This is a genomic window from Streptomyces sp. NPDC007856 (genome assembly GCF_042868225.1).
Taxonomy (GTDB): domain Bacteria; phylum Actinomycetota; class Actinomycetes; order Streptomycetales; family Streptomycetaceae; genus Streptomyces.
The window spans coordinates 42,083-63,358 of sequence record NZ_JBIAEC010000011.1; the positions used below are offsets into that span (position 1 = coordinate 42,083).

Consider the following 21,276-nt stretch of genomic DNA (forward strand, 5'->3'; position numbering starts at 1 on the left):
TCGTAGAGTCACGGCATTCGCCACCGTCTCCAGTGAGGTACTCCATGGACCGCACGCGTCTGCACACCCTCCTGGCCCGCGAGAGCGCCGAGGCCGAGCGCCAGGGCCCGCGCTCCCGCGCGGCCTATGCGGGGGCCGACCACCTCTTCGGCCGGGTGCCGATGACCTGGATGAACAAGACGGCCGGTGCCTTTCCCCGCTATCTGGCCGGTGCGCGCGGGGCCCGGGTCACCGATGTGGACGGGCACGAGTACATCGACTTCTGCCTCGGCGACACCGGTGCGATGGCCGGCCACTCGCCCGCACCGGTCACCGAGGCCGTGCAGCGCCGGTTCGCCGAGCTGGGCGGGGCCACGGCGATGCTGCCGACGCAGGACGCGGAGTGGGTGGGCGCCGAGCTGACCCGCCGGTTCGGCCTGGCGCGCTGGAGCTTCGCGCTCACCGCGACCGACGCCAACCGCTGGGCGATCCGGCTCGCCCGGGCCGTCACCGGGCGCCCGAAGATCCTCGTGAACAGCTACTGCTACCACGGCAGCGTCGACGAGTCGCTGATCGTCGTCGGCCCGGACGGCACGGGCACCGCCCGCCCCGGCAACGTCGGTGCGCCGTGCCCCGTGACCCTGACCAGCCGGGTGGCCGAGTTCAACGACCTCGCCGGCCTGGAGCGCGAACTGGCCCACGGTGACGTCGCCGCCGTCCTGATGGAGCCCGCCCTCACCAACATCGGCATCGTCCTGCCGGAGCCCGCCTATCTCGCCGGCGTCCGCGAGCTGACCAGGCGGTACGGCAGCCTGCTCATCAACGACGAGACCCACACCTTCTCCGCGGGACCCGGCGGCTGCACGGCTGCCTGGGACCTGGAGCCCGACCTGCTGACCATCGGCAAGGCCATCGGCGGCGGCATCCCGGCCGGTGCCTACGGGCTGTCCGCCCAACTCGCCGAGCGGCTGCTGGCCCGCACCGACCTGGACCTGGTCGACATGGGCGGCGTCGGCGGCACCCTCGCCGGCAACGCGCTGTCGGTCGCCGCGATGCGGGCCACCCTCGAACACGTCCTCACCGACGAGGCGTTCGCCCGGATGGGCAAGCTCTCCGAGCGCTTCGAGGCGGGCGTCCGGGCGGCCATCGAGGCGCACCGGCTGCCGTGGTCCGTGAGCCGGCTGGGCGCCCGCACCGAGTACCGTTTCACCAGCCCGGCGCCGCGCACCGGCACCGAGTCCGCGGCCGTCTCCGACCCCGAGCTGGAGGACTTCCTGCACCTCTACCTCGCCAACCGGGGCATCCTGCTGACCCCGTTCCACAACATGGCGCTCATGTGCCCGGACACCACCGAGCAGGACGTCGACACCCACACCGAGGTCTTCAACGCCGCCCTCGCCGAGCTGGTCGGCTGACGCACCGGGGCGACGGCAACAGAGACGGCATCAGACACGAAAGGACACGCGTGGACGAGATCGACCGGGCCATCCTGCGCGAGCTGCAGACCGACGGCCGTATCGCCTACGCCGACCTCGGCCCGAAGGTCGGCCTGTCCGCCTCGGCGGCGCGGCAGCGGCTGCAGCGCCTGCTGGACTCCAAGGCCGTCCAGGTGGTCGGGGTCACCGACCCGATGGCCATGGGCGGCCAGGCCATGGCCCTGCTCGGCATCGGAGTCGACGGCGACCCCCGCGCCGTCGCCGACGCCCTCGCCGAACGCCCGGAGGTCGTCTACTCGGTGCTGACCTCGGGCGGATTCGATCTGTTCGCCGAGGTGGTCGCGCCCGGCCCGAAGGCCCTGCTGGACTTCGTCAACGACGTGGTACGACTGCTGGAAGGCGTCCGGGAGATCCAGTCCTTCCCGTACTTCGGCATCCACACCCACCGCTTCCTGTGGGACGTGGGCTGATGGGAGGCGGGTCGACCGGCCGGGCGGTCAGCCGGGCGGCGGTGCGGGCGCCAGCATCAGCATGGTGACGTCGTCCCGGACCTCGTAACCGTGCCGCAGGAGGTCCGTCCACAGCGCCCCCGGCAGCTCGGCGGACGCCGTGCCGCTCAGGGCGGTCAGCCGCGTCGGCAGCGGATAGAAGCCGCCCTCGGCGTCCCGCGCCTCCCACACCCCGTCGGAGGCCAGGAAGAGCCGGTCGCCCGGCCCGAGCGCCATGGTGCACTCCTTCGGCGGGTCGGCGCCGACCAGCCCGATCCCCAGCGGCGGTCCCGGCACGACCGTCACCTCCAGTGCCTCCTCCCCGTGCAGCAGCACGGGCACCGGATGACCGCAGGTCACCACCCGCACCGCACCCCCGTCGGGGGAGAGCTCCAGCAGCACCCCGGTGGCGAACAGCTCCGCGTGCCGCACGTCCGCCGAGTCCACCGCCAGCCTGCGGTCCATGCGCGCGGCGACCGACTCCAGGCCCGGTTCGTCCAGCACCGCCTCCCGGAACGCGCCCAGCAGCGACACCACCGTCGCGACCGCCGACAGCCCGTGCCCCTGCACATCCCCCATCACCGCGCGCACACCGTACGGGCCGTCCCGTACGTCGAAGAAGTCCCCGCCCACCAGCGTCCCGTCCTGCGCGGCCCGGTAGAAGCCCGCGCAGCCCACGTTCCCGACCCGCTCCGGCAGGAGCGGCATCACGGCCCGCTGCACGGCCTCGCCGATCGCCCGCTCCGTGTCCAGCTGGGCGTCTCGCCGACTGCGCACATAGGACACGAACACACTCAGCACGGCCACGAACACGATGCTGAGCAGATCGGTGTTGCCCGGGCGGTTCAGATGCGTGGCCGGCACGTTCAGCACCGCGACCACCCCGAGACCGAGGACCGCGGTGGCCAGCGGGCCGTACGACAGGACCGCCAGCGGCGGAATCGCCCCGAGCAGGAAACCGGCGTCCCGCGCGTCCGGAGTGATCAGCGTGGCCGTCGTGACGGCCGCGAGCAGCAGCACGGGCAGCACCCGTACCCACCACGGCGGCGGCGCGCCCCGCAACCAGCCGCGATCCTCCCGGTCCCGACGCGACGACCCGCCGCGCACCGACTTCACATCCCCAAGCTACGCCGACCTCCGCACCCGGGCCTCCCGCTGACCCCTCGCCCCTCGTGCGGTCGGACAAGGGATGGACGCCCCGTGCGCGGCCCGCATAGCCTGTGCGGGCACGCCCGAGACGGACGGAAGGAGGCGAGCGTCATGGCCACTGTCGTTCCGCGCTCCCGCCTCCCCGTCACCCGGGTGTGCCAAGCCTGACCGGGAGCGCGTCCCCGCCGCCGCACCGCGGCAAGCATCCCGGAGGAATCCATGACCACCCTGGTCATCCGCGCGCTCGACGAGAGCACCGCGCACCTTTTCGACACCATGCCCGACCCGCTGGCGTTCCGTGACAAGCACCGCAGCACCCGCTACCGCCCCGACTGGCAGCGCATCGCCGTGCGCGACGGCCGCACCGTGGCCCGGGCCGCCTGGTGGGGCCGTCCCGAGGACTCCGAGCCGCTCCTGATCAACTGGTTCGACGTGGCCGAGGGCGAGGAGGAGGCCGGAGCCGAACTCCTTCGGACGGCGCCCTGGCAGACCGAGGAACTGGAACTCGACCTGCCCTCCGGATGGCGTGACGACCCGGGACTGCGGGCAGCCGTCGACATCCGGACCGCCGCCGCACGCGCGGCCGGCTATGCACCACTGGTGGAGCGCTTCCTGTACCGCTGGACCCCGGACCGGGGCCTGCCCGAGCGGCCCGGCCGTCTGGTCTTCGCCGCCGAACCGGACGACGCCGTGTTCCACGACCTGCTGCGCCGCATCCACTCGGTCACCCTGGACGCCCACGCCCGCCGGGCCGTCGCGCAGGGCGGGCCGGACCTGGCCGCACGGCAGGAACTGGACCTCTTCCACTGGTTTCCGTCCCCGCGCGCCTGGTGGCAGATCGCCCGCACCCCCGAGGGCGAGCCCGCCGGCATCCACATCCCCGCGCGCAATCCGTCCGGACCCTGCGTCGGCTTCATCGGCGTCGTGCCGGAACAACGGGGCCACGGCTACGCCTACGACCTGCTCACCGAGTGCACCCACTTCCTGGCAGCCCACGGCGCCGACTTCATCGCCGCCGCCACCGACCGGACCAACTTCCCCATGGCCGCACACTTCACCAGGGCCGGCTATCCCGTCGTACGGGAGCGCATCAACTTCTGGGCCGACGGCGTTGTCGGCGCCGGGTGACAAGCGGGCCGTCAGTGGTGGTCTGCCGCAGGTTCTGGGCTCGGGGTGAGCCGGAGCGGTCCGGCTCACCCCGAGCACCGGCACCGACGGCGACGGCGCGAGTCCGCCGGCCTCGGTCACCGGTCAGTCGGTCGGCCCCGCATCGCTGGCGTCCGTCAGGTGGGCCTGCGCTGTCGCCAGGATCTCGGTGACGCGGAGGCCGAAGGCGGCGTCGCAGGTATGGGGGCGGCCCGTGCGGGCGGCCGTGAGCAGGGCGTCGGTGGCGCGGGAGAGCGCCGGGACCGCTCCTTCGGAACTCCCCGGCATCAGCGTCACGCCCGCCTCGCCCCGCAGTTCCACATCGGCCCCGGCCGCCGCCGGCGGCGCGGTCAGGCTCAGCGTGAGCGTGCTCGACGCGCCGGTGGCATGGTCGAGGACCAGGTGCACGGTGTCCGCCGGACCGTGCCCCGCCGCCACGACCTGCAGTACGTCGCCGAGGACCGGCAGCAGCACCGACAGGGCGTGCGGGCCGACGTCCCACAGCGCGCCCTTCTCCCGCCGCCACGGCGAGGCCGCGAACGGGCTGTCGGAGGTGAAGACGGCCCCCAGCCACTGCGCGCGGGCCGTGAACCAGCCCGCCACGGCCGCCTGTTCCTCGATCCAGGCGTCCGGCTCCTTCTGGAAGCGCGCGGTGAAGAACACCACCGAGGCCACCCCGGCCCGCTCCACCGCGGCCACGACGGCCCGCCCCTCGGCCACCGACACCGCGAGCGGCTTGTCCAGCAGCAGGTGACGGCCCGCCCGCGCGGCGCGCACCGCCAACTCGGCCTGCACGGACGGCGGCAGGGCCACGGCGACGGCGTCCACGCCGGCCAGCAGCGCGTCCACGTCGTCGAACGCGGGTACGTCGTACTGCTCGGCCAGCGACGTGGCGGCCTGCGGACGGCGGCCCCACACCCCGGCGAACTCCACGCCGGGGTGCCCGGCGAGGGCGGGGGCGTACGCCGCCTGGGCCCACGGGCCCGTCCCCAGCAGTCCGATACGCATGTGTCGTTCCCTTCTCCGAGCCGATCCCCGCACCCTCAAGAGCCTGCGCTCCGGTTGACCTCCGCACACCTGGCGCCCGGATCCCCGTCCGCAGCAAGCCAGTTGGCGATCGTGGCGGCGATGGGCTGACCTGTGTCCATCTCGACGAAACCGAACTGACCCGACTGGTTGCACTCCAGGAACCACCAGATCCCGTCGGCGTCCTCGGCGAAGTCAAATGCGCCGTAAGCCAGTTCCGCGCCCTTCATGTACCGCCGTACGCCCTCGGCGACCCGCGGGGGCACGTCCGCGGGCAGCCAGGGAGAGACCGACTGGGCGAAACGGACGTCCACGTCGTCCGGGTGGGCGTCCGGGTCGGCGGGTTTGCGCGCGGCCAGCAGCGTGTCGCCGACGACGGTGAGCCGGATGTCGGCCCGTTTGGGGACCCGGCGCTGCAGCAGCGTCGGACCGAAGGCCACCGCCGAGAAGTCGGTGTCCGGTGCGACCCGGCTGGTCGGCACCGCACGCGGCGGCTCCTGTGGATGCGCGCCGGACACCGGCTTGACCACCAGATCCGGGAAGCGCTCCGCGAACTCCCGGGCCGCCTGCGGGAACGTGGTGATCAGCGTGGCCGGCACCGCGAGGCCGCTGTTCTGGGCGAGATGCAGCTGCCAGGGCTTGTGGCGGGCGCGACGGGCCGCGTCCGGATGGTTCATCCAGCGCGCGTCGGTCGTGCGCAGCATGCCGTACAGCGCCTGCGACGACTCCTCCGTCAGCCAGGCGGACGGCTGGGCGGCCCGGGCGGCGGCGTCGCCGGGCCTGCGCACCCAGACGGAGCGCAGGCCGCCCATGCTCACCAGGCGCCCACCGACGGACAGATGTCCACGGCAGGCGCCCCGCACGTACTCGCCCGACAGCGCCACCCCGTTGGTCAGATCGGCGGGGTCGAGCCGGACGACGGGCACACCGGCCTCGCCCAGCCGGAGGACCACCATGTCCGCCGTCACGTCCTCTTCACTGGTCAGGATGAGCACGGTCATCTTCCAGGGCCCGCGTTCAGTCGTCGAAGTGCGTCTTGGAACCGGCCGTCGAGGTCGTGGTCCCCAGTGCCCTCAGGGTCGCGTGGTCGGTGGCGGCGATCCGCCCGTCCGGGAGGACGTTCAACTGCAGTCCGGAGTCATACGCATACGGAGTGGTGACGTCCAACTGCACAGCGGGGCGCGCGTAGTTGAGCGTGAACGGTTGCATGGTCTCTCCCTGATTCGGCTTTCACGTCCTTATACGAATCGAACGGGTGATTGGTTTCCTCACGCTGAGTAACCATGGGTCGGAGGGGGTGCCGACGGGCACCGCAGAACGGCATGCCTGCATGGCCGATGACGCCGGTGAAGCCCAGGACGTTGCGCTTCCGCCAGGGAAAGGCGGCGGTCACTCCGCGAGCGACAGTGCGTGCTGTGCCACCGTCAAAGCACGTTCCGCATATCCGCGTCCGAACAGCACGGCGTGGACCAGCAGTGGGAACAGCTGGTGCACGCCCACTCGGTCGCGCCGGCCGGGTGCGAGCGGTGCCATCTCCTCGTACCCCGCGAGCACCCGGTCCAGATGGGGGCAGCCGAAGAGCTGGAGCATCGCGAGGTCCGTCTCCCGGTGGCCGCCGTGCGCGGCCGGGTCGATGAGCCGGACCTCGCCGTCGGCGCCCCACAGCACGTTCCCGTTCCACAGATCGCCGTGCAGGCGCGCGGGCGGCTCGGCCGGCCCGGCCAGATCCGGCAGGCGCGCGCAGACCCGCTCGAACACGGCCGCCTCGCCCGGGCGGAGCGTGCCGCGGTCGACGGCGCCGCGCACATACGGCAGCACACGGTGCTCGGCGTACCAGCCGGGCCAGTCGTCGCCCGGCGCGTTGCGCATGGGGGCGAGGCCGATGAACGCGTCCTCGGGGCCGCCGGGCGGCGCAGCTCCGAAATCCGAAGCACCCGCGGCGTGCAGGGCGGCCAGGGCCTGGCCGAAATGATGCGCCGCCTCGGGGTCGGGCCGTCCGGTCGGCACCCACTCCGTCACCATCCAGCGTCGGTCGTGACCGAGCACGGCCGGCACCCGGACGGCGTGCGCCTCGGCCAGCCAGCGCAGCCCCGCCACCTCCGCGCGTACGGCCCCGGGCGCCTCACCGCGCTTGACCATCACCGTCGTGCCGCCGTCCAGCGTCACCTCGGCCGGCGACCCGGAGGCCGCCCGTGCGTCGGTGACCGGGCGTCCGGTGAGCCGGGACGCCACCTGTCCCGGATCCTCACGATCCTCGTCTCGGTTGCCCACAGCCCCAGCGTAGGGCCCGCAACAGGGGCCTGCCGCAGGCGACTTCGACCATTGCTACGACTGTTTTCGGTCAAACCGGGGCGGTAACTACCCGTGCTGAATCCGTACCGCTAGCGTGAGGGCGCCGCGACGCCACACCAGGGGCACTGGGCCCCGCCGGGACTAGCGCGCGGCGGAGGCTTTCCCCTTGACCACAGCATCCGTGCTGATGGCCGACGTCTTCGAAGTCCAGCCGTACACCTCTCACTGCGAGGTCATCCTGGGCGAGGGCGCACACGCCGTGATCGGCGTGTCGCCGGGCAACAGCTACTTCTCCGCCCGCCGCCTGCGCGACCTCGCCCGCTGGGGACTGGACCACTTCGACAGGGTCGACTTCGTCTACACCGACCTGTTCGTCGCCGAGATGTACGAGGCGTCCGGCTATCCACCGGACGAGGCCCGGCGCAAGGCCGTGAAGAACCTGCGTGGGGTGCGCGCCAAGGTCCGTGACGCGGTGTCGGCGGCCGATCCGGAGGGTCTGCGGATGGACTGGCATCCGATGTCCGAGTTCCGCACCAACCCCGCCTACCAGGACATCCATCGGGAGCTCCAGGCGCGCCTGGCCTCCGACGGGGCCTTCCGGGCCGTCTGCGACGCCCTGGTGAATCGTTTCCTCAGTGCGCGTGGCGAGACGCCCACCCAGCGGCAGCGGGCCGTGTGTCTGGAGTACGTCTGTGCCGAGGCGCCGCTGTTCCTGGACACCCCCGCGATCCTCAAGGTGCCCTCCTCGCTCAACTGCTACCACCAACTGCTGCCGATGGCCGCGCTGTTGTACTCCCGTGGCGCCGGTCTGCGCGCCTCCCGCAACCAGGGCCACGCCATCGTCACCCCCGCCCTCGAAGGAACCGCCGCATGACCACCGCCCCCGGCGCCCGCGCCGACCACCCGCCCCTGCTCGACTTCCCGTTCTCCTGGGACGGCACCCAGGTTCCCGCCGAGGTGGAGCACCTGCGCGCCACCACCCCCGTACGGCGCGTGCGGACCATCGCCGGCGACGAGGCCTGGCTGGTGTCGTCGTACGACCTGTGCGCCCAGATCCTGAAGGACGACCGGTTCTCCCTCAAGGACACCTCCGCCCCCGGGGTACCCCGGCAGTACGCGCTCACGATCCCGCCCGAGGTCGTGAACAACATGGGCAACATCACCGGCGCCGGGCTGCGCCGGGCCGTGCTGAAGGCGCTCAACCCGAAGTCGCCGGGCCTGATGGAGTGGCTGCGCGGGGAGGCCCACCGGCTGGTGGACCGGCTGCTGGCCGACGGCCCGACGGCCGACCTGCGCGGATTGTTCTGCGAGCCGTACTCGGCGGGCATGCACTGCCGCGTCCTCGGCATCCCGCAGAGCGAGGCCCCGGGCTTTGTGCGCAGCCTCGACATCGCCTTCATGAATTCGGCGTGCCCGGTCACCGGCGCCAAGATCAACTGGGACCGGGACATCGCCCGGATGACGGCCCTGCTCGACGACCCGGCGACCCACGGTCTGATGGGCGAACTGGCGGCCCTGCGCGACGACCCCGACTACGCCCACCTCACCGACGAGATGCTGGCCACCGTGGGCGTCACCATGTTCGGCGCGGGTGTGATCTCCACGTCCGGCTTCCTCGCGATGGCCCTGGTCCACCTGCTCACCCACCCCATCGCCCGCGACCTCCTCAGGGACCGCCCGGACCTGATCGGCCCCGGCGTGGAGGAGTTGCTGCGGGTCAACCTCTCCATCGGGGACGCCCTGCCCCGCCTCGCCCTGGAGGACGTCCGGCTGGGGGATGTCGTCATACGCGAGGGCGAACTCGTCCTGGTGCTGGTGGAGGGCGCCAACCTCGATCCGGAGAAGTTCCCCGACCCGCACCGCTTCGACGTCCACCGCGACAACATCGCCGACCACCTCTCCTTCGGCGGCGGCGCCCACTACTGTCCCGCGACCGCACTCGGCCGCGCCCACGCCCGGATCGCCCTGGAGGTCCTCCTGCACCGCCTGCCGGACCTCGCGCTCGCCGTACCACCCGCCCAACTGGTCTGGCGCACGGGCTTCATGAAGCGAATCCCCGAGCGACTACCGGTGACCTGGTAAATCACGCCGGCCGGCCGTCCGTACGACGCCCCCGACCCGACCCGACGCGGCCGGGCGGGGGCGTCGGGAGATCCACCGGAGGGCGGGTGGCGGTCTGTGGGGGTCGGCCCTGGGACTGGTTTCCGGCGGCCTCGACCGGCCGGAGGGCGGGCGGCGGTCTGCGAGGCCGGCCCCGGACCTGGTATCCGGCGGGCTGGGCTGGACCACCACCCACCCTCCCCAACGGCACAACCCCGGACCGGCCAGGGCGCGGTCGACGACTTGATGGGGTTCCGCCCGGGGCATCGCGGACAGGCTTGGCCGGAGGGCGGGCGGGTGTGCGCTTCCTGGGCATTCCCGGCGGGCGGCCCGGGGCTTGGTCAGTGGGCGGCCGGGTGGGTGCCCCGGGTCAGGCCCACCGGGTTGGTCGGTGGCAGCAGGCCCGAGGTCTCGACGATGTGGGCCAGCGGATCCAGCAGGTCCGCCAGGCGTGTGGTGCGGTCGGTGCCGAGGGCGGTCCAGGGGCCTTCGGCCGCCGCGTCCGTCAGCGCTTCCACCTCCGCGCGTACGGCCGCGCCGGCCGGAGTGAGCGACCCGTCGGCTTCGAGCAGGCCCTGCTCCCGCAGACGTGCCCCGGCCGCATCCCAGTCCGCCTGCTCCCACTTGCGCGTCTCCCGCAGAAAGGCCCCGTCGGATTCGCCGGCGGCCGCCTTGAGCACCATGGCCTCGACCGGCCCGAGTCCCTGACTCACCAGCACCGCGACATGCGCGTCACCCCGGTGCTCCCGCAGGGTGGTCAGGCCCTGCCACAGCCGCGCGGTGGGGCGCTCCGGGCGGTCCAGGGCCTGGTTGGCCGCGGCCAGCACCCGCCCCGTGGTGTCCGCCGCCGCGGCGGCCTCCCAGGCCAGGTCGGCAGCCTCGGTGAACTCGGCGGAGCCGACGGTGTCCGCTCCGAACAGACCGGTCATCGCCGCGTCCAGGGCGTCCTGGCGGGCGGCCAGCACATCGGCGGGAGTCGCGTGCGTCCAGGCGTCCGGCAGGGCCCGGGCCACCCGGGCGGGATGGAACACATAGAAACAGCTCGTCACGACGGACGGCGGGACCGCACCGAGCGGCGCCGCCCGCAGCGCGAAGTACCCCATCCAGAATCCGCGCATCCCGAGCGAGTCCGCCGCGCGGTGCGCCTCCGGTGCGAAGTACACGAGACCGTGCACCGGTTCGTACCGCTCCCACAGGGCCCGCGCCATCGCGTCCGCCACCGCTTCCTCCCACCGCGTCGACCTGTTGTGCTGCCGGCACCAGACTGCGTTATGACTTCGGTCATAACAAGAGGGGCGGGGCCTCCCGCGTTGGGTCCGGCCGGATCTCAGCCGGGCAGAGGCCAAGTCCGTCGCGATGTGGTGCTCCGGCCGACCTTCCCGGCGGCCGGCTCGTGCCCACACGGCCGTACGGGTGATCCGGCGACCGATCTCTCGGCCGTGTGGCTGATGTTGCCCTCGGGGGCGGCTCCCCGGTTCTTCCGGTCGTACGGCACGGTCGACGGAACGACCCTTCGCTGCCTGGGGCCGGGCCGCGCTGCGTGCGTCGGTGAGTGCCGCGCGACACGCCGGGTGATTCGCCCGGACGGAGGGTCGCGGACGCGGGAGCACTGGGACAGACGGGTGGCGCGGTGACCCGGCTGGGTCGCTCGGATGGTGGGCGGCTGCACGTTCACTGACGGTGGTTCATGTCGAGGCCGGGTCCATCCAGCTGATGAGGGATCCGCTGCCCGGCCACGACGGAAGGACATCGATATGCGTTCTGCCCGCATGCTTCTGGCCACGGCGGCAGCCACCGCCGCACTCACCTTCGGCGCGCCCAGTGCCGCCTTCGCCGTTCCCGCGGGTGACGACGGAGGCCGCGACGACTCCTCCTACAGCCGGGACCACGACCGCGGTTCCGACGACGACCACGGCCGCGGTTCCGACGAGGACCACGGCCGCGAAAATGATCACGGCGACAAGGACGACAAGGGACGCGGACACGACGAGCCGCGCGGCGGGATCCACACAGGTGGCGGGGCGCTGGCCGCTGTGCGGGGTGACGACCGCGGCGACGACCGCGGCGACGATGACGACCATGGTCGGGGCGAGGACCACGGCCGCGGCGACGACCATGGGAGCGATGACGACCGCGGTCGCGGTGACGACCACGGTCGGAGCGGCCACGACGACGGCCGCGGACACCACGAGCCGCATGGCGGTGTCCACACCGGTGGCGGTGCGCTCGCCGCGGTGCACGGCGACGACTGGGGTTCGGGTGGCGACGGCGGCGGCTACGGCGGCGGCGGTCGTGACGGCGGCGGGGACGGCGGCGGCTGGGGCGGCGGTGGTGACGGCGGCGGCTACGGCGGTCGTGACGGCGGCGGGCCGCGCGGTGGCATGCACACCGGCGGCGGCGCGCTCGCCACTCCCGGCGTCACCGCGGGCGGCCTGGCCGTACTGGCCGCCGGCGCAGGCGGTATGTACCTGCTGCGCCGCAAGAAGGGCGGCCAGCAGGCGTCCTGACGGAACGACTCCCCGCAAAGGCTGCGGCCGCCGCCGGCGAGCCCACCGCGTCGGCGGCCCGCACCCGCAGGGCTTCCCCCACGTCTGTGTGCACACCGTCCCCCAGCGCAGGCCCCCCTGTACGTCCCTCCCTCCGCGCCGGGAAACGTTCCGGCGCCCTTGTCCAGATCCCCGTGCTGCCGTGCCCGAGTGAGGTGGTGTCCGATGGCAGCAGATCCCTCCTCCCCGACCCCCGCGGGACCGCAGGCGGACGGGCGGAGTTCCGGCCATGGCGGGCGACGGCTGACGCTGATGGGCGTGGCGATCGTCCTCCTCGCCGTCAGCGTGTTCGGCGGCCACCACACGTCGGACGGCTCACCGCAGGCGTCCCATGGCGCGGGCGCGAGCGCCGCCGCGCCGACCGACCCGCAGCTGGGCGACCCGCAACCGGCCCCCCCGCAACAGGCCGACCCCCAGCAGGGCGACCCGCGTCAGGCCGACCCGAGTCAGGCCGATCCGCCGCACGCCGGCCCGGAGCTGCCCAGGTCCGCACCGACCCGTCTGCTCATCCCGAAGATCTCTGTCAACGCCCCCTTCACCACCCTGACCCTCGGCGCCTCGGGGCAGCTCAATCCGCCACCGGCAGCCGACACCAACCTCGTCGGCTGGTACTCCAAGGGCGCCTCGCCCGGTGAGAAGGGCACCGCGATCATCGCCGGGCACGTCGACACGAAGACCTCCGCGGCCGTCTTCGCGCGCCTGGAACAGCTGAAGCGCGGCGACCACTTCACCGTGGAGCGCGCCGACGGACGTGACGCCGAATTCGTCGTGGACGACCAGGAGACGTTCGCCAAGGACGACTTCCCCAGCAAGCGGGTCTACGCCGACGCCCGGCGCCCCGAGGTGCGGCTGATCACCTGCGCGGGGGCGTACGACCACAAGGCCAAGGACTACACCGACAACCTCGTGGTCTTCGCCCACCTGGTGTGAGGCGGCCCGTACGGGTCAGGAGACGCCGTCCGCGAAAGGGCCGCCCGGCCCGAACGCCAGCGCCGCGAACCGCTCGCCCATCCGCCGGTGCGCGGCGGCGTCCGGGTGGAGGCCGTCGGGCAGCGGCAGTTCGCCGAAGTCCGCCTCGCCGTACAGCTCACGGCCGTCGAGGTGGTGCAGCCGCGGGTCCTCGGCCGAGCGCTCGCGCACGATCCGGGCCAGCTCCTCCCGGATGACTTCCAGGGTGAGCTTTCCGCCCGCCTTCTCCGCCGGGTCCCCGGCGGCCCGGAACCGCAGCCGGCCCTCGCTCAGCGCGGAGTAGTCCGGGAGGCTGGGGCCCGGCGTGTCCTCATGGATGGGGCACAGGATCGGCGAGACGACGAGCAGCGGTGTGTCGGGGTGCCCGTCGCGGACGGTGTCGAGGAAACCGTGGACGGCGGGACCGAACGCGCGCAGCCGCATCAGATCGGTGTTGACCACGTTGATGCCGAGTTTGACGCTGATCAGGTCGGCCGGGGTGTCGCGCAGTGCCCGAGCGGTGAACGGGTCGAGCAGGGCACTGCCGCCCAGCCCCAGATTGATCAGCTCCGCCCCGCCGAGGGACGCGGCGAGCGCCGGCCAGGTGGTCGTCGGGCTCGCGGCGTCCGAGCCGTGGCTGATGGAACTGCCGTGGTGCAGCCACACCTTGCGGCCCTGGTGCGGTACGGCTTCCACGGGCGCGTCGGTGCGCAGGGCGACGAGTTCGGTCGTCTCGTTGTGCGGCAGCCAGATCTCCACGACCTTGAGGGTGCCGGGCAGCCCGGAGAAGCGGACGGTGCCGACCCGGCCCGGCCGGTGCTCGGCCGTACCGGTGGTCATGTCGATGGTGAGCGTGTGGCCGCCGGCGACCCGGCCGCTGCCGGCCGGACGTCCGTCGACGAGCAGGTCGTACACGCCGTCCGGGCGCGGCGGTGCGCCGACGTAGACCCGCTTGGTCGGCAGGGTGTCCAGCTCGACGGTGGTCGCGCGGGTGCGGAAGACCACCCGTACACCGGAGGGCTGGGACTCCGCCATGGCCAGCTGGGGGTCGGCGCACTGGGCCCGGGCGCGGGCCGGCAGCCGGTGCGGCAGCAGTCCCCGGGCGGTGCGTTCCAGATCGAGGGCGCCGCGCACGAGGTCGGGGGTGAGCGGGGTGGTGTGCATGGTGTCGGCCTGCGTTTCGAGGGGGCAGAGGATGGGCCAGTTGCGCAGCAGGTTATCGAGGGCGTCCAGGATCCGGGTCCAGGACTCCTGGGAGTCGGGGGCACTGTGGCTGAACGGTTCGGTGCCGGAGAGCGAGGACCAGCCGGGGAACGTGGCGGTGGTGGCGCGGGCGTACTGACCGGCGCGGGCGGATCTGCCGTCAGGTGAGCAGGGCGGCCGCCAAGCCGCGCCCGACTGCTGCGAGTCCGAGCAACAGGTCGTCGCAGTCGAGGAGTTGCGCTCTCACACCCGGTCGGGAGGCGGGCGGCCGGCGTCCGCGCATACCCACCTTTTTGTGCGTACTTGGCAGCCGGTGCCCGGCCGGGAGAGGCTGTTTCGCGAGGCCGGAGGACAGGGTGCCAGTACGAGAGGAGGTGGCGGTGGTGTGTCAGGACGCCGTTCCGCGTTCGCCGAGTCGTTCCAGCCGGCGGTGTCCCCAGTCGGACACGGGGCCGAGGGCGTCGGACAGGTCGCGGCCGAAGCCGGTCAGCGTGTACACGGTCTTCGGCGGCAGGACGTCGTACACCTCCCGATGCACCAGGCCGTCCTCCTCCATCTCACGCAGCGCCTGAGTCAGCACCTTCTCGCTCAACCCCGGCAGCCGGCGCCGTAGTTCGGCGGGCCGGTGCGGGCCGGACTCCAGCAGCCACAGCAGGGACGTCTTCCACTTGCCGTCGATCACGGCGATCGCGGCGGTCAAGCCACAGACGTTGGGGTCCTGAGCGCGGCTTCGAGTCATCGGCGTCCTCTTCTGTTCCCCGTCAGGCCGTAAGGCCACGTTCCCTTGCCCATAAAGGAGTTGAAACATGTCCACGTCCACGAATCTTCCTTCCGTCACCGTGCTCGGTCTCGGCCCGATGGGCCGCTCGCTCGCCGGGAGCTTCCTGAGAGCGGGGCTGCGGACCACGGTGTGGAACCGCACATCGGGCAAGGACCGGGAGCTGATCGCGCAGGGGGCGGCCGGCGCCGGATCGGCCGAGGAGGCCGTGGCGGCCGGGGACCTGACCGTGATCTGCGTGGTGAACTACGACGCGGTCGACGCCCTTTTGCGGCCCGAGCCGGTCACCCGGGCGCTCAAGGACCGTACCGTCGTGAACCTGACCGCCGACACCCCGGGCCGGGCCCGCGAGACGGCGCGCTGGGCGGCCGCGCACGGCATTCGCTACCTGGACGGCGCGATCATGACCCCCGCGCCCAGCATCGGCACACCCGAGGCGGTCTTCCTGCACAGTGGACCGCGGGCCCTGTACGAGGAGCAGCGGCCCGTGCTGGAGGCACTGGGCGGCACGCACACCCATCTCGGCGAGGAGATCGGACGCGCCGCCACCTTCGACATCGCGCTGCTCGACCTCTTCTGGACGGCGATGGCCGGCTTTGCCCACGCCGTGGCGATCGCCCGGGCCGAGGGCGTCACCGCCGGGGAGCTCGTACCCTTCGCGCAGGGCATCGGCGCGATCCTGCCGCCGCTCTTCGCCGAGTTCGCGCGGGACGCCGATGACGGCTCCTACTCCGGGGCGATCAACCCCCTCACCTCGGCTGCCTCGACCATGGCCCATGTCGTCGCCGTCTCGGAGACGCACGGCATCGACGCGGGCGTGATGCGCGCGGTGGAAGGCATGACCCGCCGCACCATCGGCCTCGGCCACGGCACGGACGGTTTCATCCGGGTGGCGGAGGTACTGGGCCGGCAGTGAGGCGGTCTGGGGGCCGGGGGCCGGGGAGGGCCGGCAGCGAGGCGAACGGGGTCGGTCGAGGCCCGCGGGGGGCGGCACTGAGGTGGTCCGCACGGGTCGGATCCGGGGGAAGGCCGGCACGGAGCCATCCCCCCGGCCCCGGCCGCCCGCCTCGCCGAGCCGCCAGTACGGTGGCGCACTCCGTTTGCGCTGGACGAGGAGAACAGAGGTCGTCGGCGCGGCCGCGAGGCTCCGACTCGGGGTCGACGCGGTCCCGCCCGCATCGACCACCCCGCTCAGTGGCTCCTTCGCGTCCCGACCGCTGCGAGCCCAGCCGTGCGGAAGCCCACCGGGCGGTCGCCCGACCCGGACGGGCGTAGGCCTTCTCGGAGTTGCTCAGGCGGCGCGCGGGGACCGGTCCGGCTCTGCAACCCGGTGGGCACAGGTCGGCGGACCTGCGACTTGTGCCTGGCGCGGCGCAATGCGACGCTTCGGTCCGCCGGTCGCGACCACGGCCGGCGATGGCTGTGCGCACGGGACCGGCCGGGGACCGAAACGGGGAGTGGGGCGATGGAGCTGGAGCTGCGGCACCTGCGGGTGCTGTGCGCGATCGCCGACGCGGGAAGTGTGGGTCGCGCCGCGGCACAGCTCGGCTACTCGCAGCCCGCCGTGAGCACCCAGCTGCGGCGCATCGAGCGGCACCTCGGCGAGCCGCTCTTCGAGCGCGGCACGAGCGGAGTGCGGCCCACCCGCTACGGCGCCGAGGTCGTCGCCCAGGCCCGTGACGTGCTGACCCGCGCCGACGCCATCGGCCACCGCCCGGCAGCCGCGCGGGCCCGCCGTACCCTGCGCGTGGCGGCGACCAACTCGCCCATGCTGTCCGGCACGATCTCCCGCGTCCGTACCCGGCTGCCGGAGCTGTCCCTCGCCGTCACGAGCGTCTACGCCTCCTCGCGGATCGTCGAGCTGCTGGAGGAGGGCGCGGTGGACGCGGCCATCGCCGCCGACTATCCGGGTATGGAACTGCGCCACTCCGGCGCGGTGCGGCACCGCGGGATCGTCACCGAGCCCACGTTCGTCGCCCTGCCCTCCCGGCACCGGCTACGGCAGTGCGCCCAGGTCCAGCTCGCCGATCTGGCCGAGGACGCGTGGTTCGTGACCCCGGACGACGGCGCCGGCTGGCCCGGGGTGTTCTACGACGCCTGTGCGGCGGCCGGTTTCACCCCGGTCACCGTGCATGAGTTCCTCGGCGACCAGACCCAGCTGCAGAGCATGATCGCCGACGGCCTCGGGGTGTCCCTCGTACAGCCGACGCTGCGGCCGATCCCACATGTCGTGGTCAAGCCGTTGGCCGGTTCCCCGCTGTGGTGCCGTTATGTGCTGGCCTGGCGGCCCGACACCGTCACCGAGGAGGCCGTGGAGGCACTGTCCCAGTCCGCGACCGCCGCCTACCGCGACCTCGTCGCCCAGGCACCCCATCTGCGGGCCTGGGCCTCGCGCACCTGGAGCGTCACCGGAGCCTAGCGGCAGGTCAAAGACGGACCGCGATGTTATGCGCGTGCAGTGTCATGTGCTATGTCACACGGCATTGTTGGGGCGGGCGGCCCGCTGAGACAGTGCCTCACACGCCTCAACACCCCACAGAGGCGCATCCCTTCGTGGAGGAATCCAGATGCGCTATCGCTTCGCGCTGCCCAGACGCATGCCCGGCCGCGGCCACCATCGTGCGGCCACACGCACGGCCGGCGCCGCGGTCGTCTGTGTCACCGTGGCCGGACTGCTGTCCACGCCCGCGCTGGCGGCCCCGCAGCAGCAGCACACCGCTGCCGTCACCGCGCCCCGAAAGCACGCGTCAACGCCGTCGCCGACCGGTGCGACCACACCCGTCACCGAGCGTCCCGAGAGCCGGGCCCGGCGGCTCAGCCCGGCCGAACTCCCGCCTCTGCAGCCCCTCTCGGCCCACCCGGACCGCAGGGCGGCCAAGGCGGCGGCCTCCTGCACTCCGGCCGACTTCGGCAGCCGTACCGGCTCCGCCCTCGTGTCCTTCGTGAAGGCCTCGTCCACGGACTGCGTCAACACCCTGTTCTCGGTGACCGGCAAGGACGCCCACGACGTCTTCCGCCAGGCCCAGATGCTCAGCGTGGCGGCCGCGTACACCCGCACGGCCAAGCTGTACCGCGGCGACGACTCCGGCAGCCTGGAGCAGCTGGTCCTCTTCCTGCGGGCCGGATACTACGTGCAGTTCAACCACGCCGCGGACGTGGGCGCGTACACCACCCGCCTCACCACGGCCGTCACGGCCGGCCTGGACGCCTTCTTCGCCCGGTCGCACTCGCGTGATGTCACGGCGGTCAACGGCGACATCCTCGGCGAGACCGTCATCCTCACCGACAGCGCCGACCAGCAGGGCCGCTATCTCTCCGTGTACCGGCGGCTGCTGAACGACTACGACAGCTCGTACGACGCCGTCGACAGCATGGTCAGGGCCGTCAACGACGTCTACACCCCGCTGTGGCGCGGCAACTGGAACCCTGACTATGTCAAGGCGGTCGAGGCCGACCCGGGCATCATCGGCACCCTGGACGACTTCGCGCTCGCCAACACCGACCTGCTCGGCACCGATCGGGCGTTCCTGGACTCCAACGCCGGGATGAACCTGGCCCGTTATGTCGAGCACCCCGAACTGCGGGACACGGTCCGCCCGTTGACCAAGGACCTGCTGGACGAGACCGCGATGACCGGCCCCACGGCCGGGCTCTGGGTCGCCGTGGCCACGCAGGCGAACGCCTACGACAGCGCCAACTGCGCCTACTACGACGTCTGCGACCTGCCCGGCAAGCTGACCAGAGCCGTCCTGCCGGTCAGCCGCCAGTGCGACGCGAACGTCAGCATCCTCGCCCAGTCGCTGACCGCCGCCGACCTCGACGCCGCCTGCGCGAGTGTGCTCAACCAGAGCGCCTACTTCCGCGGCGTGGTGAAGGCCGACGGAGCGATACCCGGCCAGTACGTGTCCACCATCCAGCTCGTGGTCTTCGCCGGGCGCAACGACTACCAGACCTACGCCGGCCCGATCTACGGCATCAGCACCGACAACGGCGGCATGACCCTGGACGGCGACCCGTCCGACCCGGCCAACCACGTCACCTCGATCATGTACCAGAAGAACTACGACGACGGTTTCACGGCCCGGATCTGGAACCTCAACCACGAGTACACGCACTTCCTCGACGGCCGCGACGACATGAAGGGCGCCTTCGACCAGCAGATCTCCGTGCCGGACATCTGGTGGATCGAGGGCTTGGCCGAGTACGTGTCCTACAGCTACCGCGGCCTCGCCGACGACCAGGCGATCCAGGAGGCCGCCAAGCACACGTACAAGCTGAGCACCCTGTTCCAGAGCACCTACGACAACAGCGACGTGATCCGCACCTACCCGTGGGGCTACCTCGCCGTGCGCTACATGGCCGAGAACCACCCGGACGACCTCCAGCGCATGCTCGCCCGCTTCCGCGTCGGTGACTACGCCGGCGGATACGCCGTCTACCACGACGGCATCGGCACCCGGTACGACGCCGACTTCGACCAGTGGCTCACCGCGTGCGCCGCGGGCGCCTGCGCCAGGCCGGCCAAGGCCTGACCGCACGCGCCCCAGCAGGGCGGCCGCCGACCGGAAACCCCGGTCGGCGGCCGTTCACCTGTCGACGAAGCGGATCAGACCGCCGTAGCCGGGTACGTCGGGTACTCCACGCCCGAGACGTGCTGGACGACCCGGACCACTTGGCAGGAGTAGCCGAACTCGTTGTCGTACCAGAGGTAGAGGATCGCGTTGTCGCCGTCGACCTTGAGGGCGCCGGCGTCCACGATCGAGGCGTGGCGCGAGCCGATGAAGTCGCTGGAGACCGCGTCGGGCGCCGTGATGAAGTCGATCTGGCGCTTGAGCGGCGAGGTCAGCGACACCTCGCGCAGGTAGTCGTGGACCTCCTCGCGGGTGGTCTCGCGGGCCAGCTGCAAGTTGAGGATCGCGATAGAAACGTCCGGCACCGGGACCCGGATCGAGCTGCCGCTGATCTTCGCCTTGAGGTCCGGCAGCGCCTTGGCCACGGCGGAGGCGGCACCGGTCTCGGTGATCACCATGTTGAGCGGCGCGGAGCGGCCACGGCGCTCGGACTTGTGGTAGTTGTCCAGCAGGTTCTGGTCGTTGGTGAACGAGTGGACGGTCTCCACGTGACCGCGCAGCACGCCGTACTCGTCGTCCATCGCCTTCAGCGGCGGGACGATCGCGTTGGTGGTGCAGGAGGCGCAGGACAGGATCTGCTCGTCGGGCTTGATGGTGTCGTGGTTGACGCCGTGCACGATGTTCGGGACGTCGCCCTTGCCCGGCGCGGTCAGCACGACCTTCTCGATGCCGGGGCGCAGGTGCTTGGACAGGCCCTCGCGGTCGCGCCACTTGCCGGTGTTGTCGATGAGGATGGCGTCCCGGATGCCGTACTCGGTGTAGTCCACGTGCGACGGGTCGTCGGCGTAGATCACCTTGATCTCGTTGCCGTTGGCCACGATCGTGCTGGTGGCCTCGTCGACGGTGATCGTGCCCTGGAACTGGCCGTGGATGGAGTCGCGGCGCAGCAGTGAGGCGCGCTTGACGATGTCCTGGGCGCCGCCGCCGCGCACCACGATGGCGCGCAGCCGCAGACCGTTGCCGGAGCCGGACTTCTCGATCAGCAGGCGGGCGACGAGCCGGCCGATGCGGCCGAAGCCGTACAGGACGACGTCGCGCGGCTCACGGCGCTCGATCTTGTTGGCACCGGTGGCACCGGCGACGGCCTCGGCGGTGAACTGCTCGACGCTCACACCACGCTCGTCGGCCCTGTACATCGTGGCGAGCATGCCGAGGTCGATCTGGGAGGGCCCGAGGTCGAGGGCGGTCAGGGCCTCCAGGAACGGCATCGTCTCGGTGACCGACAGCTCCGCGCCGTCGATCTGCCGGGCGAAGCGGTGCGTCTTGAGGATGCTGACCACCGACTTGTTCACCAAGGAGCGGCTGTGCAGCAGGACGGTCACGTCCCGCTCGCGGTGCAGCTTCCCGATGAGCGGGATCATCGACTCCGCGATCTCCTCGCGGATCTTCCAGTTGGTGAACGAGTCGTCGTTGACAGTCACGGATCCATCTTTCGAGCTAGGGAGCGCTCATATGGTAACCACACCCCTCAAGTGCTCCTTCCGGGGGTGGTGAAGTAAGGGATTTGCACCCATTCCTTGACCGATTCCTGAATCAGGGTGGAAGTCCGTAAGA

21 protein-coding genes are annotated in these 21,276 nt (G+C 72.1%); 11 read left to right on the forward strand and 10 right to left on the reverse strand.

The annotated features are described in order from the left end of the window. The first annotated feature begins 44 nt into the window (after positions 1–44). Positions 45–1,394: a transaminase gene (locus ACFYOH_RS25145; RefSeq protein ID WP_388629407.1), complete on the forward strand. Its 1,350-nt coding sequence runs from the start codon at positions 45–47 to the stop codon at positions 1,392–1,394. Positions 1,395–1,444: 50 nt separating this feature from the next. Next, the gene (locus ACFYOH_RS25150; RefSeq protein ID WP_388629410.1) at positions 1,445–1,885 is read left to right on the forward strand and encodes an Lrp/AsnC family transcriptional regulator; all 441 of its coding nucleotides are present in this window, start codon (positions 1,445–1,447) and stop codon (positions 1,883–1,885) included. 27 nt (positions 1,886–1,912) lie between these two features. On the opposite strand, the gene ACFYOH_RS25155 is transcribed toward ACFYOH_RS25150, so the two are convergent. Further along, the gene (locus tag ACFYOH_RS25155; protein WP_388629413.1) at positions 1,913–3,019 is read right to left on the reverse strand and encodes a PP2C family protein-serine/threonine phosphatase; all 1,107 of its coding nucleotides are present in this window, start codon (positions 3,017–3,019) and stop codon (positions 1,913–1,915) included. Positions 3,020–3,271: 252 nt separating this feature from the next. Here ACFYOH_RS25155 and ACFYOH_RS25160 point away from each other — a divergent pair, with 252 nt between their 5' ends. Continuing rightward, positions 3,272–4,180 carry a GNAT family N-acetyltransferase gene (locus ACFYOH_RS25160; protein ID WP_388629415.1) on the forward strand — a complete coding sequence of 303 codons (909 nt, stop codon included), beginning with the start codon at positions 3,272–3,274 and terminating at the stop codon, positions 4,178–4,180. Positions 4,181–4,303: 123 nt separating this feature from the next. Here ACFYOH_RS25160 and ACFYOH_RS25165 read toward each other — a convergent pair whose 3' ends face one another. The 4 genes from ACFYOH_RS25165 to ACFYOH_RS25180 all read right to left on the reverse strand — a co-directional run bounded on the left by ACFYOH_RS25165 (position 4,304) and on the right by ACFYOH_RS25180 (position 7,456). Then, entirely contained in the window at positions 4,304–5,206 is a 903-nt protein-coding gene (locus ACFYOH_RS25165) for a Gfo/Idh/MocA family protein (protein WP_388629418.1), read from the reverse strand. A 35-nt stretch (positions 5,207–5,241) separates the two neighbouring features. Beyond that, positions 5,242–6,225 carry an ATP-grasp ribosomal peptide maturase gene (gene tgmB, locus ACFYOH_RS25170; protein ID WP_388629421.1) on the reverse strand — a complete coding sequence of 328 codons (984 nt, stop codon included), beginning with the start codon at positions 6,223–6,225 and terminating at the stop codon, positions 5,242–5,244. A 16-nt stretch (positions 6,226–6,241) separates the two neighbouring features. After that, positions 6,242–6,433 carry a putative ATP-grasp-modified RiPP gene (gene tgmA, locus ACFYOH_RS25175; protein ID WP_020938095.1) on the reverse strand — a complete coding sequence of 64 codons (192 nt, stop codon included), beginning with the start codon at positions 6,431–6,433 and terminating at the stop codon, positions 6,242–6,244. A 180-nt stretch (positions 6,434–6,613) separates the two neighbouring features. Continuing rightward, positions 6,614–7,456 carry a fructosamine kinase family protein gene (locus ACFYOH_RS25180; RefSeq protein ID WP_388630161.1) on the reverse strand — a complete coding sequence of 281 codons (843 nt, stop codon included), beginning with the start codon at positions 7,454–7,456 and terminating at the stop codon, positions 6,614–6,616. 226 nt (positions 7,457–7,682) lie between these two features. Here ACFYOH_RS25180 and ACFYOH_RS25185 point away from each other — a divergent pair, with 226 nt between their 5' ends. Both ACFYOH_RS25185 and ACFYOH_RS25190 read left to right on the forward strand, forming a co-directional pair. After that, on the forward strand, positions 7,683–8,390 hold the full coding sequence (locus tag ACFYOH_RS25185) for a tRNA-dependent cyclodipeptide synthase (RefSeq protein WP_388629424.1): 708 nt from the start codon (positions 7,683–7,685) through the stop codon (positions 8,388–8,390). After that, a complete protein-coding gene (locus ACFYOH_RS25190) occupies positions 8,387–9,598 on the forward strand; it encodes a cytochrome P450 (RefSeq protein ID WP_388629426.1) in 1,212 nt (403 codons plus the stop codon). Before ACFYOH_RS25185 ends, ACFYOH_RS25190 begins: the two co-directional genes overlap by 4 nt. Positions 9,599–9,957: 359 nt before the next feature. Here the strand turns inward: ACFYOH_RS25190 and ACFYOH_RS25195 are convergent, their stop codons facing one another. Then, the gene (locus ACFYOH_RS25195) at positions 9,958–10,836 is read right to left on the reverse strand and encodes a hypothetical protein (RefSeq protein ID WP_388629429.1); all 879 of its coding nucleotides are present in this window, start codon (positions 10,834–10,836) and stop codon (positions 9,958–9,960) included. Positions 10,837–11,301: 465 nt separating this feature from the next. Next, positions 11,302–11,856 carry a hypothetical protein gene (locus ACFYOH_RS25200; protein ID WP_388629432.1) on the reverse strand — a complete coding sequence of 185 codons (555 nt, stop codon included), beginning with the start codon at positions 11,854–11,856 and terminating at the stop codon, positions 11,302–11,304. On the opposite strand from ACFYOH_RS25200, the gene ACFYOH_RS25205 reads away from it, so the two are divergent. Then, the gene (locus ACFYOH_RS25205) at positions 11,851–12,123 is read left to right on the forward strand and encodes a hypothetical protein (RefSeq protein WP_388629434.1); all 273 of its coding nucleotides are present in this window, start codon (positions 11,851–11,853) and stop codon (positions 12,121–12,123) included. The genes ACFYOH_RS25200 and ACFYOH_RS25205 overlap by 6 nt on opposite strands. 204 nt (positions 12,124–12,327) lie before the next feature. Continuing rightward, on the forward strand, positions 12,328–13,092 hold the full coding sequence (locus ACFYOH_RS25210) for a class F sortase (protein WP_388629437.1): 765 nt from the start codon (positions 12,328–12,330) through the stop codon (positions 13,090–13,092). Positions 13,093–13,107: 15 nt separating this feature from the next. Here ACFYOH_RS25210 and ACFYOH_RS25215 read toward each other — a convergent pair whose 3' ends face one another. Continuing rightward, positions 13,108–14,274 (reverse strand): GDSL-type esterase/lipase family protein, encoded by a 1,167-nt coding sequence (locus tag ACFYOH_RS25215; protein ID WP_388629439.1) that lies wholly within the window; start codon positions 14,272–14,274, stop codon positions 13,108–13,110. A gap of 40 nt (positions 14,275–14,314) precedes the next feature. On the opposite strand from ACFYOH_RS25215, the gene ACFYOH_RS25220 reads away from it, so the two are divergent. Continuing rightward, positions 14,315–14,452 carry a hypothetical protein gene (locus ACFYOH_RS25220; protein WP_388629442.1) on the forward strand — a complete coding sequence of 46 codons (138 nt, stop codon included), beginning with the start codon at positions 14,315–14,317 and terminating at the stop codon, positions 14,450–14,452. 249 nt (positions 14,453–14,701) lie between these two features. Here ACFYOH_RS25220 and ACFYOH_RS25225 read toward each other — a convergent pair whose 3' ends face one another. Further along, positions 14,702–15,052, reverse strand: a complete 351-nt coding sequence (locus tag ACFYOH_RS25225) for a winged helix-turn-helix transcriptional regulator (protein ID WP_388629445.1) — start codon at positions 15,050–15,052, stop codon at positions 14,702–14,704. Positions 15,053–15,119: 67 nt separating this feature from the next. Between ACFYOH_RS25225 and ACFYOH_RS25230 the strand changes: the two genes are divergently transcribed. The 3 genes from ACFYOH_RS25230 to ACFYOH_RS25240 all read left to right on the forward strand — a co-directional run bounded on the left by ACFYOH_RS25230 (position 15,120) and on the right by ACFYOH_RS25240 (position 19,623). Then, complete coding sequence (locus tag ACFYOH_RS25230) at positions 15,120–16,007, forward strand: NAD(P)-dependent oxidoreductase (RefSeq protein ID WP_388629448.1); 888 nt, start codon at positions 15,120–15,122, stop codon at positions 16,005–16,007. A gap of 549 nt (positions 16,008–16,556) precedes the next feature. Further along, positions 16,557–17,510, forward strand: coding sequence for a LysR family transcriptional regulator (locus ACFYOH_RS25235; protein WP_388629451.1), 954 nt, complete (start codon positions 16,557–16,559; stop codon positions 17,508–17,510). A 148-nt stretch (positions 17,511–17,658) separates the two neighbouring features. Further along, positions 17,659–19,623 carry a collagenase gene (locus ACFYOH_RS25240; protein WP_388629454.1) on the forward strand — a complete coding sequence of 655 codons (1,965 nt, stop codon included), beginning with the start codon at positions 17,659–17,661 and terminating at the stop codon, positions 19,621–19,623. A 74-nt stretch (positions 19,624–19,697) separates the two neighbouring features. Here ACFYOH_RS25240 and ACFYOH_RS25245 read toward each other — a convergent pair whose 3' ends face one another. Further along, positions 19,698–21,143, reverse strand: coding sequence for a glyceraldehyde-3-phosphate dehydrogenase (locus ACFYOH_RS25245; protein ID WP_388629458.1), 1,446 nt, complete (start codon positions 21,141–21,143; stop codon positions 19,698–19,700). Positions 21,144–21,276: the final 133 nt, after the last annotated feature.